The organism is Fictibacillus nanhaiensis (genome assembly GCF_023715445.1).
GTDB classification, from domain to species: domain Bacteria; phylum Bacillota; class Bacilli; order Bacillales; family Fictibacillaceae; genus Fictibacillus; species Fictibacillus nanhaiensis_D.
Window position 1 is genome coordinate 124,670 of record NZ_JAMBOD010000003.1, and the last position, 11,883, is coordinate 136,552.

14 protein-coding genes are annotated in these 11,883 nt (G+C 39.4%); all 14 read right to left on the reverse strand.

Features of this window, described 5'->3' with window-relative positions:
• Positions 1 to 11: 11 nt before the first annotated feature.
• Positions 12 to 800, reverse strand: a complete 789-nt coding sequence (locus M3196_RS10745; protein ID WP_251322293.1) for a phosphatidate cytidylyltransferase — start codon at positions 798 to 800, stop codon at positions 12 to 14.
• A 13-nt stretch (positions 801 to 813) separates the two neighbouring features.
• On the reverse strand, positions 814 to 1,569 hold the full coding sequence (locus M3196_RS10750; protein ID WP_251322295.1) for an isoprenyl transferase: 756 nt from the start codon (positions 1,567 to 1,569) through the stop codon (positions 814 to 816).
• 203 nt (positions 1,570 to 1,772) lie between these two features.
• The gene (gene frr, locus M3196_RS10755; RefSeq protein WP_251322297.1) at positions 1,773 to 2,330 is read right to left on the reverse strand and encodes a ribosome recycling factor; all 558 of its coding nucleotides are present in this window, start codon (positions 2,328 to 2,330) and stop codon (positions 1,773 to 1,775) included.
• Positions 2,331 to 3,056: a UMP kinase gene (gene pyrH / locus M3196_RS10760; RefSeq protein ID WP_251322299.1), complete on the reverse strand. Its 726-nt coding sequence runs from the start codon at positions 3,054 to 3,056 to the stop codon at positions 2,331 to 2,333.
• Positions 3,057 to 3,392: 336 nt separating this feature from the next.
• Positions 3,393 to 4,271, reverse strand: a complete 879-nt coding sequence (gene tsf / locus M3196_RS10765) for a translation elongation factor Ts (RefSeq protein WP_251322300.1) — start codon at positions 4,269 to 4,271, stop codon at positions 3,393 to 3,395.
• Between the two features lie 219 nt (positions 4,272 to 4,490).
• Positions 4,491 to 5,216 (reverse strand): 30S ribosomal protein S2, encoded by a 726-nt coding sequence (rpsB, locus tag M3196_RS10770; protein ID WP_251322301.1) that lies wholly within the window; start codon positions 5,214 to 5,216, stop codon positions 4,491 to 4,493.
• Between the two features lie 160 nt (positions 5,217 to 5,376).
• A complete protein-coding gene (locus M3196_RS10775) occupies positions 5,377 to 5,796 on the reverse strand; it encodes a DUF6115 domain-containing protein (protein ID WP_251322302.1) in 420 nt (139 codons plus the stop codon).
• A 9-nt stretch (positions 5,797 to 5,805) separates the two neighbouring features.
• On the reverse strand, positions 5,806 to 6,069 hold the full coding sequence (locus M3196_RS10780; protein ID WP_251322303.1) for a hypothetical protein: 264 nt from the start codon (positions 6,067 to 6,069) through the stop codon (positions 5,806 to 5,808).
• Between the two features lie 19 nt (positions 6,070 to 6,088).
• Entirely contained in the window at positions 6,089 to 7,456 is a 1,368-nt protein-coding gene (locus tag M3196_RS10785) for a DUF342 domain-containing protein (protein ID WP_251322304.1), read from the reverse strand.
• A gap of 12 nt (positions 7,457 to 7,468) precedes the next feature.
• Entirely contained in the window at positions 7,469 to 8,233 is a 765-nt protein-coding gene (locus M3196_RS10790) for a FliA/WhiG family RNA polymerase sigma factor (protein WP_251322306.1), read from the reverse strand.
• 35 nt (positions 8,234 to 8,268) lie between these two features.
• The gene (locus M3196_RS10795; protein WP_251322307.1) at positions 8,269 to 8,757 is read right to left on the reverse strand and encodes a chemotaxis protein CheD; all 489 of its coding nucleotides are present in this window, start codon (positions 8,755 to 8,757) and stop codon (positions 8,269 to 8,271) included.
• Positions 8,750 to 9,382, reverse strand: coding sequence for a chemotaxis protein CheC (locus M3196_RS10800; RefSeq protein ID WP_251322309.1), 633 nt, complete (start codon positions 9,380 to 9,382; stop codon positions 8,750 to 8,752). The genes M3196_RS10795 and M3196_RS10800 overlap by 8 nt, the downstream gene beginning before the upstream one ends.
• A gap of 1 nt (position 9,383) precedes the next feature.
• The gene (locus tag M3196_RS10805) at positions 9,384 to 9,848 is read right to left on the reverse strand and encodes a chemotaxis protein CheW (RefSeq protein ID WP_251322310.1); all 465 of its coding nucleotides are present in this window, start codon (positions 9,846 to 9,848) and stop codon (positions 9,384 to 9,386) included.
• 16 nt (positions 9,849 to 9,864) lie between these two features.
• Positions 9,865 to 11,868 carry a chemotaxis protein CheA gene (locus M3196_RS10810; RefSeq protein ID WP_251322312.1) on the reverse strand — a complete coding sequence of 668 codons (2,004 nt, stop codon included), beginning with the start codon at positions 11,866 to 11,868 and terminating at the stop codon, positions 9,865 to 9,867.
• Positions 11,869 to 11,883: the final 15 nt, after the last annotated feature.

Consider the following 11,883-nt stretch of genomic DNA (forward strand, 5'->3'; position numbering starts at 1 on the left):
TCCCCCTAGTATTATCCTAACAAGTGGAGCACGTGCAGCAAAGGGAATACAAACAATGCACTGTCCAGTCTATCTAATATTCCCCCATGGCCCGGCAGAAGATTACCTGAATCTTTTACATCATATATTCTTTTGAATGCAGATTCAGCCAAATCCCCAATTTGGCCGAATACACCTACTAATACTGAAATGATCAGTATCGGGATAAGAGAAAAATCAACGAAACTTGCGGCATAACATATGACCGCTACAATGATGCTGAAGAAAATACCTCCAACGGCCCCTTCAATTGTTTTATTAGGTGAGATGACCGGCCATAATTTTCGTTTTCCCATTGACTTACCGACGAAGTAAGCACCCGAATCCGTGGCCCAAATCATAAATAAAATAAAGAATAATAGCTGAACACCATTTTCCAGTATTCTGGTTTCTACTAAATAATAAAAACCAAACCCAACATAAAGTGAACTAAACAGAACAAAAGAAATATCGTTATATTCTGTTTTATTTTTATGGATGACCGTCACAACTAACAGCAAAAGTACTGCAAGTATGATTGCATCTGTTTTAGTAAAGGGCTCCAGAACTTTCATCCAATGTTCAGGCAATGCGATTACAATAGCTAAAACATAGCCGATCAACCCAATAAACGAGCGTTCCATTTTTCTCATACGCAGAAGTTCATACATACCGATTCCTGCAAGCAATAGGATCAATAATGAAAATGGCCAGCTTCCGTAAAGGGTAATCCCAATAAATAAAACGGCTGCGATTACACCTGTAATAATCCGTTGTTTCATAAGTCCTCCTTAATTATACCCCGCCAAACCGTCTGCCCCGCTTGGCAAACTGTGATACAGCTTCACGTAGATGATCCTCTGAAAAATCTGGCCAAAACACATCAGTAAACCAAAATTCTGAATAAGCAAGCTGCCAAAGCATAAAGTTGCTTAAGCGAACTTCACCGCTGGTCCGGATTAGAAGATCTGGGTCACCAAGCCCTTGTGTCATCAAATGGCTTTCAATTGTAGATTCATTAATTTGTGATGGGTCAAGTGTACCGTTTTTAATTTCGGTGCCTATTAATTTAACTGCAGCCGTTATTTCATCTCTGCTGCCGTAATTCAACGCAAAATTTAGGACCAGCCCCGTGTTGTCCTTCGTCTGGCTGATCGCCTGATCAACCGCCTTAACTGTGTGGATCGGCAACAAATCTTTCTTACCCATTATTCGCACTTGGACATTCTCTTTAATCAAATCAGGCAAAAATGTATTTAAAAACTCACCAGGAAGTTTCATCAGGAAATCAACTTCTTCCCGCGGTCTCTTCCAGTTCTCAGTCGAAAATGCATATAGAGTAAGAACTTTTATCCCGATCCGGTTCGCTTCTTTTACGATTTTTCTGACGGTTTTCATGCCCTCATGATGACCTGCAATGCGAGGCAATGCTCTTTTTCTAGCCCAGCGGCCGTTCCCATCCATAATTATTGCCACATGTGATGGAATATTGTCGTCAAGATTCCATTTTTGTTCATGACTTTTTTTTCTAAAGAAAAGCTTGTCAAGCATGTATAAGCCTCCATCTTTCCAGACTTCATAAAGAAAACAGCGGCTGCAAGTGAATATCACTTTGAGCCGGACAGCTTCTATCGCTGACTCAATCAGACATTTTACAACCTTTATGATAAAGCAATGCTCTAGATTGAAATAGTCTAATAAAAAAGCCCCCTTTTATAGAGGGCTTTTTTTATTTAATTGTACATGGAAAAGCTTTATACTTCCATGATTTCTTTTTCTTTATTTGAACTTACAGAGTCAACTTCTGCAGTATACTTGTCAGTTAGCTTTTGAACGTCATCGTTGTAGCGGCGCAATTCGTCTTCTGTAATCTCAGCTTCTTTTTCAAGCTTCTTCAAGTCATCATTTGCATCGCGGCGAATGTTACGAAGGGCAACTTTCGCTTCCTCTGCAAACTTTTTAACTAGCTTTACTAATTCTTTTCTTCTTTCTTCAGTTAAAGCCGGAATCGCAATACGGATCACTTGCCCATCGTTTGAAGGAGTTAATCCAAGATCAGATTTTAAGATCGCTTTTTCAATATCAGCCATTGCAGATTTATCATAAGGCTGGATTACTAAAAGTCTAGCTTCTGGTGTTGTAATACCCGCTAATTGATTAATAGGAGTCGGAGTTCCATAATAATCGACTTGCACTCTGTCTAATAATGATGGATTTGCTCTACCTGCACGAAGCGTTGAGTATTCGCGTCTTAACGCTCCGATTGCTTTTTGCATTTTTTCATCTGCTTGAGTTAAAACTTCTTTTGCCATTTAGTTTTTCCCCCTTATAACCGTTCCAATTTTTTCACCAGCTACTGCACGCTTAATATTTCCTTCTTCCATTATCGAGAAGACTACTAACGGAATATCATTATCCATGCATAGTGAGGATGCAGTTGTATCCATTACAGCTAACCCGTCTTTTAAAAGATCAAGGTAAGATAACGATGTGTATTTAACAGCATTTTCATCAAGTTTTGGATCAGCTGAATACACACCATCAACATTATTTTTGGCCATTAAAATCACTTCTGCTTCAATTTCTGCAGCTCTTAATGCAGCTGTAGTATCTGTTGAGAAATATGGATTACCTGTTCCTGCAGCGAAAATCACTACGCGTTTTTTTTCAAGGTGACGAATGGCCTTTCTTCTGATATAAGGTTCAGCAACCTGGCGCATTTCTATAGATGTTTGTACTCTTGTTTGAACCCCGATATTCTCAAGACTGTCTTGAAGTGCCAAGGAATTCATTACGGTAGCAAGCATGCCCATGTAATCTGCTGACGCGCGATCCATTCCCATCTCGCTGCCTGTCTTGCCGCGCCATAGGTTTCCACCGCCTACTACAACAGCTACTTCTACACCTAATTCCACAATCTCTTTCACTTGCTCAGCTATCGATTGAACAATTTTCGGATCAATTCCAGAAGTCTGTTCACCTGCTAATGCTTCTCCACTTAATTTCAAGACAACTCGTTTATATTTTGAAGTAGTCATTTGTCCCTCCATCACCTAAAAAAATGTTTTTACCTGGTATTTCAAATTTAAGCTGTTCATAGTTGTTTTTGAAAGTCATTGATTTCCGTTCCAGGTTGCTCGCTTTCCGGGGGGCGTGCGGTGAGCCTCCTCGGCGCATTGCGCCCTTAGGAGTCTCACCTGTCCCGCTTGTCCCCTAGGAGTCTCGCACCTTGCACTTCAATCAATTTATCAATGAAGCATAATAAAATGACATAAAAACAACATCTTTTAGATTAAGAGCCTTATTAAATCCCAAGGTTATATCTGTAAAAAAAGAGGAACACAACGTGCTCCCCTTTCTTTTCATGCATGTGCTTACTTTTTCACTTGAGACATTACTTCTTCAGCGAAGTTGTCTTCACGCTTTTCAAGACCTTCTCCAACTTCAAAGCGAACGAAGGCTTTAACAGTAGCACCTTTGGAAGCTACATATTTACCAACTTTTTGGTCTGGATCTTTAATGAAGGACTGGTCATTTAAGCAAATATCTTCGAAGTACTTCCCTAAACGTCCTTCTACCATCTTAGCTACGATGTTCTCAGGCTTGCCTTCGTTAAGAGCTTGCTCAGTTAATACTTTACGCTCACGAGCAACTTCTTCTTCGCTCACTTCATCACGAGAGATGTACTTAGGGTTTACAGCAGCAACGTGCATCGCTACATCCTTAGCTACTTCTTCGTCAGTTGTTCCTTCAACTACAGAAAGAACCCCGATTCTTCCACCCATGTGCAAGTATGCGCCAAATGCTGCGTTTTCATCTTTTTTCAAGATTTCAAAACGACGAAGAGTAAGTTTTTCTCCAATTTTAGCGATTGCAGCGTTAATGTAGTCATTAACTGTAGTGCCGTTGAAGTCTGAAGCAAGTGCATCTTCAACTGAAGCTGGCTCAGTAGCTAATAGGTGATTACCTAATTCTACGATAAGGCTTTTGAAGTTTTCGTTCTTTGCAACGAAATCTGTTTCAGAGTTCACTTCAAGAATTACTGCTTTATTTCCGTCAACGATTACAGAAGTTAATCCTTCTGCTGCGATACGGTCAGCTTTTTTAGCTGCTTTCGCGATACCTTTTTCACGAAGGTAATCGATTGCTGCCTCCATGTTGCCGTCTGTTTCAGTCAATGCTTTTTTACAATCCATCATGCCTGCGCCAGTTTTTTCACGCAATTCTTTAACCATTTGTGCTGTAATAGCCATAAACTTTTGCCTCCTTGAGTGATATGTAGTGCTTTTTACATAAAGGAAACTTGGCTGACGCCAAGCCTTATTCTTCAGCTTAGTTGAACTTATACTATAAACATGAACTTGTTACTTGAGTCGATTCTCAACTTGTTAACAAGTTTATGATTCATATAGTGTAAAAAAGGTGATAAAGGGTCATCCCCTCTACCACCCTTGAGCATTCCATTTAATTAATTAAGCAGTTGTTTCTTCTTCAGAAGCTTCAGTTACTTCTTCTCCGCCTTGGTTAGCTTCGATGATCGCATCTGCCATTTTACCTGTAAGAAGTTTTACTGCACGGATAGCGTCATCGTTACCAGGAATAACGTGATCTACTTCATCCGGGTCACAGTTAGTGTCAACAATTGCAATGATCGGAATGTTTAATTTACGAGCTTCTGCAATCGCAATGCGCTCTTTACGAGGATCAACTACGAATAATGCATCTGGAAGCTTGTTCATTTCTTTAATTCCGCCTAAGAACTTCTCAAGACGCTCCATTTCCTTTTTAAGAAGAATAACTTCTTTCTTAGGAAGTACGTCAAAAGTTCCGTCTTCTTGCATTTTTTCAAGATCTTTTAATCGGTTGATACGCTTACGGATCGTACCGAAGTTTGTTAATGTTCCACCTAACCAGCGTTGGTTGATGTAGTACATGTCAGAACGCTCAGCTTCTTCTTTAACTGAATCTTGAGCTTGCTTCTTTGTACCAACGAAAAGAATCTTTCCGCCGTCTGCTGCGATGTTACGCATAACATTGTAGCATTCTTCAACTTTCTTTACCGTCTTTTGAAGATCGATAATGTAGATACCGTTTCTTTCCGTGAAAATGTAACGAGACATTTTCGGATTCCAACGACGAGTCTGATGACCAAAGTGTACACCAGCTTCTAACAATTGTTTCATTGAAATTACTGCCATAATGGCACCTCCTAGGTTTTTTTCCTCCGTTTGTTTCACTTTTGAACAATAACTGCTTTTAAAGCAGCACCACATTGCTCAAATCCGCAAACGTGTGTGATTTAACACCGTGAAATAATATAACATATTTCGTGTTTATTCCGCAAGTCCTTTTAACGGGTTATGCATAAAATTTTAGAAGCAGTTCGATTTCGCCCTTTCCCCTGTTAAGCATTTTTGCAATCTCTTCTGCATTATACCCTTGTTTTGCTAACTGTACTACTTTAGCTGTTTCAGTTTCAGCAACTTCGTTTGTAAAGTCCGCATCATTTTGATCTTCTTTCTCATCGTTAGTAGCTTCATCATGACCAAAGGTAGATTTAGGGCTGCTGTTCTTTGCAAAGTCCGAAATAAGCCTGCGCAGATTTTCATTTTCCTCTTTCATTTCTTGTGTGAAGAGCTCTAAAATTGCTTCAATGTCCTCTGAAACGTCTGTAGTATTTTTGACATTGCTGATTTGCTGAAGCTTTTTCCAGAGTTGAACGATTAAATAAATACAGATGAAATTTAAAAACAAACTGATTAGAATAATTCCGTTCACAGTGTTCACCTATCCCGAATAATCAATTTCCTGCCCTTTAAATGGATGCTTTGACAGCGGCTTTGCTGACGTGTGATCTTTATTATGTAATAAATTCTTCTCCGTATGTTTTTTGCCGGAAACTTTTTTAGATTCAATGATCTGCCTTTTACGATTAGTTTCTGATAGATGGGCTTGATGGACCATCCCTTTTTGTGTAAGTTCAGCAGCCATTTTTCCCGCATCCATTGTTCTCGGTATTGCTACTTGAAGTTCTATCAATTTTAAGCTCACTTCATCCACACCCTGTCCATTATAAGGAATTAATAATAATTTCTTTTTCTTCCATATAAACTTTTGCAGACTGAAATGAAGATTGGACTTTTCGTTTATATTTTCCGATACTGATTTCTACACTTGGATGTAAAGTTCCTTTAATAATGACATAAGACGATTCATTCTGATCTTTCTCGGCAAGTTTATTTTTTTGCATATGCAGTTCTGTCAGCTGGGCAGTGGTTTGATGGATTGTGTTCTCTATTTTATTGATCATCACATGATCTATTTTGTTCGTAATTAAGGATTGCTTGATAAGAGTATCTTTTAGCTGCTGCAGCTTCTCAAGACTGGATTGTAAATCTTTAATTTTCATGTCACCTTCCAAGACAGGTTTCTTTTCAGGTTCCTTCATCTTTATATATATTGAAGTTTTTGAGTACGTTTCGTTTCCAATTTCATTTGCTAAGATCATTTTCTCTGCTATGCACGTTCCACCTGCTATATTTCCTTTACCGCTTAAACATATGATGCTCTTACCTGCTTCACAATGACTGTGAAGAATCGACTGCGCGACTTCAATATTTTCACCAGCTATTATGCTGCCTTGATTAATATAAAGACTAGTGAAGTTCCCCCCGCAGCGAATTGATCCTTTCCCTTGACCAAGCACTCCCCCTCCAACAATAACATTCCCGGGAGTAACGATTTCAGCTGCCTCAACCAAACCTTCAATCCGCACATCGCCTTTTGCAGTTATTTTAAAACCAGATGGTACGTCGCCTGTAACATGAACATTGCCTGTAAAATCGATATGTCCTGTTTTAAGAGACAGATCGCCGTTGACTCTATATACAGAATAAACATCCACACAATTTGATCGATAGCTCACTTCTCCGCTTGCTGTTGCATATACACCGAGGTTTTCTTCATTAAAAACGGTATTCTCACCGTTCCTGACCTTAATATCTTTTCCTTTTTTTGGTGGTATCGGGTTTCCAAAAACAGTTATTCCGGGTGTTCCCTCAGTCGCTGGCTTCTTCTTTGCCACAAGCTGGCTGAATGCCACAGTGGGAATGGCAAAAAGGCGCTTAAAATCAACATTCTCATTCTCGGCATTATCTTGATAAGGCTGAGTTTCTGCAACAGGCATTAACTGTGCACGTTCACCATGGACAGGGAGTTGCCCGATTGCAATTTCTGCAGGATAGTTAAAAGTTTCCGTATTTTGTACAACGTTATGAAGCACTTCATTTTGAATACAATGCTTAATTCCTTTTGATTCAATCCACGCCGCAAGACTTTCATAAGTTACTTCTTCCGGATTTATTTCAGCGCCATTCTTTTTCACTAAGAGAGCAACAGTATCTTTTTCATGTGTTTTAATACTAAACCATTGATCCATCCTTATAGCTCCTTACATGTAACGTTGAAGTACCTGTCTGATTCTAAACAAAGCTTTTGAATGAATTTGGGATATTCGTGATGTAGATAATCCAAGTACCTGTCCGATTTCGGTAAGCGTTAACTCCTCAAAGTAAAACAGACTGACAACCAGCTGCTCTTTTTCTGAAAGTTCTTTTATGACAAGAGCAAGTTCTCCATGAAGTTCTTCTTGGAGAAGACTGTTCTCAGGTGTTATTGCTTTTTTATCTTCAATCGTATAGCTAACTTTTTCCCGGCTCTCTGTTTCTTTGTTTTCTTCATCAATAGATAAAACATTCGCTAAAAAGCTTTCGGACATTACAGTTGTTACTTCATTCTCTGAGAACCCTAGTTCTTCTGCGACTTCTTTAGGGCTCACTGACCGCAAATTTTCTTGTTCAAGCTTTTCGATTGCCGCTTCTACCTTTTTTGTTTTTTCCCTGAGGCTGCGCGGGAGCCAATCTTCTCTTCTAAGACCATCGAGTATGGCACCGCGTATACGGAAGGAAGCATATGTATCAAATTTCAAATCACGTTCTGGCTCAAATTTCTTTAATGCATCGTAAAGGCCGAGCATCCCAAGGGATCGGAGCTCATCTTTATTGACGCTTTTTGGCAGTCCAACCGATATGCGCTGTACATGATAGTTAACAAGAGGCAAATAAGCACGAAGCAGTTCATCACCTGCTTCTCGATCACGGCTAGTGTTCCACTTTTCCCAACAAGATTGTTCTTCTACTAAAGATGGCTCCGTCATGGTAATCCTCCTTGTTTTTTTACCGATTTTCCGGCTTAAATAATCTTGGTTCCTTTATTTACAGTTCGAATGGTCAATTCAGATTTTTCCGGGTTAAATTCAATGGTCCTCCCACTCGATCCCCCCGTATCACTTGCAATAAGAGGAACACCTAAATGATTAAGCTGTGCTTTTACACTCTCAACATTTCTCGGGCCAATCCTCATCATTTCGCTTCCAGAAGAAAACTGGAACATCTGAGCACCGCCTGCTATTTTTGCTTTTATGCTTTTTGCAGCCGCGCCCTTTTTTATAAGCATGTCATATAAAGCGTTTACAGCGGTATCGGCGAATTTTCCTATATTTTTTATAGGTGAGTTAATCGACGTCGAGTCAGGCAGCATTATGTGTGCCATTCCAGCAATCTTTTTACTTTCATCAAATAAAATAACGCCTACACAGGACCCAAGACCTGTTGTTCTTATTGTGTCAGGAGGGGATACTAGATCAATATCTGCTATCCCCACTTTTATGATTTCACTCATCCATCGGAACTCCCAGTGCATTAAAAATTTTAGCGAACGATTCCGGATCAGGAAGTAAGAAAAAATGGCCTTTTACTTCATCCAGTTCCTTCATATCCGTAAATGCCGTATCGATAACAATAGCTAAATCGCTTACTGTTGAGATTTCAAACAATCCAAAACTTAAGATAGCCCCTGCCATATCTATACTTGTTGCAGGTACAGATGGCTGCAAGCTGAGACCTGTGAAATCCGAAAAAGATGTAAGGTAAGATCCCGATAGTATATTCCCGACCTCTTGAAGAGCAGAAAGCGGCATCTCTGGATATTGACCTTCTGTAAGCTGCACAATCTCTTCGCCCAATAAGTCTCCCAGCAGCTTTTCCGCTTGTTCAATCGGAAGCATAAAAAACATACATCCTGGTGCATCGCCTACAATCCTTAAAAACACGGAAGCAACAATATTTTCTGAACCGCCTACCATCTCCGTAATCTCTTCAAATGAAATAATTTTTACAGACGGCACCTTCATATCAACTGCTTTATTCAGCATCGTTGATAAAGCGGTTGCTGCATGGCCTGCTCCAATATTGCCAATCTCACGTAAAATATCAAGATGAATATGATTAATTTTTGTTAAATCCATTCTACTTTCCGTTCTCTACAGGCTGCAGCGCACCAAGCTTTTCAGGATTTAATACTTTTGTAAGATTTAATAAAATAAGAAGTCTTTTTTCGATCTTTGCAACGCCCTGAATGTATTCAGCATCAACTCCGCCAACAACTTCAGGTGGAGGTTCAATTGAATCTGTCTCAAGGTCAATAACGTCGTTTGCTGCATCTACAATTAGACCAGCTTCAATTGTTCCAACCGAAACGATAATGATTCGTGTTGTATCTGCATATTCACTTTCTTCTATATCAAACCGTAAACGAAGATCGATAATAGGAGTAACAACACCCCGTAAGTTGATAACACCCTTTACAAATGGTACCGTTCTTGGAATTCTTGTGATATGCTGCATTCTTTCTATTGATTTTACTTCTTGAACAGGTACAGCATATTCTTCATCTTTTAATTGAAAAATGATAACTTTTTGTTCGTTTGACATATGGACAACCACCCTTTTATTTAATTAGTGCATTGCAATCTAAAATTAACGCCACTTGTCCATCTCCTAAAATGGTTGCACCTGAGATAGCAAAAACAGAAGATAAATATTGGCCAAGAGATTTTAAAACAATTTCCTGCTGCCCGATGAATGAATCTACTACTAGTGCTGCCATCTTGTCGCCTTTCCTTACTACAACTACAGGAACATATTCACTAGCTTCTACTGCTGACGGCACTTCAAAAATTTCCTTCATAAATACTAAAGGTACGACTTTCCCGCGGAAATCCATTACTTTTTGATTGTGAGCAGAAAGAATTTCTTCTTTTTTAATGATTGCAGTTTCTATAATAGAAGAAAGCGGGATAGCATATTTTTCTTTTTGAACCTCTACAAGCATGACAGACATAATCGAAAGTGTCAGAGGAAGCTGGATAGAGAAAATGGTTCCAAAACCTGCTGTTGAATCAACTGAAATAGAACCGCCTAATGATTCAATTTTGTTCTTTACAACATCAAGACCAACACCTCTTCCAGAAATATCTGAGATCACTTCAGCTGTCGAGAAGCCAGAAGCAAACAACAATTCAAAACACTGTTTATCGGTCAGATTTTCTGACATTTCTTTCGTGATAATCCCATTTTCTAAAGCTTTCTCAACCACTTTTTGCCGGTTAATCCCAGCCCCGTCATCTTCTATCTCAATAAAGACATGGTTGCCGCTATGATATGCTCTTAAATAGATGGTACCCGTTTCTACTTTTCCAGAATTGCTTCTCACCGATGGCTTTTCTATACCATGATCAATGGAATTACGGAGTAAATGTACAAGCGGATCACCGATCTCATCGATAACGGTGCGATCTAATTCTGTTTCTGCACCAACGATCTCAAGGTTAACCTTTTTGCCTAAATCCTTTGCAAGTCCGCGGACCATACGTGGGAAACGATTGAATACTTGTTCTACTGGAACCATTCGCATCGTCAGAATGATGTTCTGCAAATCTCCCGATACACGGGACATTCTTTCTACTGTTTCATTCAGTTCTGAACTTTTCAGCATTTTTGAAATTTCCTCAAGACGGCCACGATCAATAACTAGTTCCTCAAAAAGGTTCATTAATTGGTCCAGTCTCTCAATATTTACCCGAATGGTTTTACCGGCTGCAGAGCTGCCAGCACCATTTACAGAGGCATCTTCTTTCTTCGCTACATTAGTTTCAGGGTTGCTTTTTAATGATTGTTCACTTTCCATTTGGGTATTATCAGTCATCTTTTCGGCATCTATTTCTGAAACAACAACCACATCTACTTCAGATACTTTTAAGATACGCTCCTTAACTTCTTCACCAGGTTCTTTTGTAAGAATAGAAAGTTTAAAATCCGTTTCAAACTGTTCTGCTTCGAGCATGTCTACAGAAGGCATGGACTTAATAATCTCGCCGATCTGTTCGATCACCTCAAAGACCATATAAACTCTTGCTGCTTTTAAGATACAGTCTTTACGAAGGCTGATAGAAAGTTCGTAAGCCTGAAATCCTTGTTCTTTTGATTGCAGGATAATCTGCTTTTCATATTGATCATATGACTGTGACAGTTCAGTTGGTTTTTTAGCTTGCGGCGATGTGGAGCTTACTTCTTCACCTTTTTCAAGTGCTTCTAGATTCTTTACAGTCTGAGAAACATCACGTTTCCCGCTGCCACCTTCTGAGATCTCCAATACCATTGCTTCTAAATGATCAAGTGAAGCAAACAGCACATCTAGAACAGCGGTTGTAACGGTGATTTTTTTGTTGCGGATTGCGTCAAGAACATTTTCCATACAATGTGTCAAGCTTGCCAGGTCCTCGTACCCCATAGTTGCTGACATCCCTTTTAATGTATGAGCAGAACGGAAAATTTCATTAACGATTGATAATTCTTCCGGGGACTTCTCAAGCAATAGTACCTGCTGATTAATAGCCTGAAGATGTTCTTTACTTTCATCTATGAATATGTCGAGATATTGTGTCATTTCCATTGTTAAAACCCTCCC

Bases quoted from the DNA above. Each gene is read 5' to 3' on its own strand.
- M3196_RS10745 (WP_251322293.1), bottom strand. From the start codon at position 800: ATGAAACAACGGATTATTACAGGTGTAATCGCAGCCGTTTTATTTATT.
- M3196_RS10750 (WP_251322295.1), bottom strand. From the start codon at position 1,569: ATGCTTGACAAGCTTTTCTTTAGAAAAAAAAGTCATGAACAAAAATGG.
- frr (WP_251322297.1), bottom strand. From the start codon at position 2,330: ATGGCAAAAGAAGTTTTAACTCAAGCAGATGAAAAAATGCAAAAAGCA.
- pyrH (WP_251322299.1), bottom strand. From the start codon at position 3,056: ATGACTACTTCAAAATATAAACGAGTTGTCTTGAAATTAAGTGGAGAA.
- tsf (WP_251322300.1), bottom strand. From the start codon at position 4,271: ATGGCTATTACAGCACAAATGGTTAAAGAATTGCGTGAAAAAACTGGC.
- rpsB (WP_251322301.1), bottom strand. From the start codon at position 5,216: ATGGCAGTAATTTCAATGAAACAATTGTTAGAAGCTGGTGTACACTTT.
- M3196_RS10785 (WP_251322304.1), bottom strand. From the start codon at position 7,456: ATGGATCAATGGTTTAGTATTAAAACACATGAAAAAGATACTGTTGCT.
- M3196_RS10790 (WP_251322306.1), bottom strand. From the start codon at position 8,233: ATGACGGAGCCATCTTTAGTAGAAGAACAATCTTGTTGGGAAAAGTGG.
- M3196_RS10795 (WP_251322307.1), bottom strand. From the start codon at position 8,757: ATGAGTGAAATCATAAAAGTGGGGATAGCAGATATTGATCTAGTATCC.
- M3196_RS10800 (WP_251322309.1), bottom strand. From the start codon at position 9,382: ATGGATTTAACAAAAATTAATCATATTCATCTTGATATTTTACGTGAG.
- M3196_RS10805 (WP_251322310.1), bottom strand. From the start codon at position 9,848: ATGTCAAACGAACAAAAAGTTATCATTTTTCAATTAAAAGATGAAGAA.
- M3196_RS10810 (WP_251322312.1), bottom strand. From the start codon at position 11,868: ATGGAAATGACACAATATCTCGACATATTCATAGATGAAAGTAAAGAA.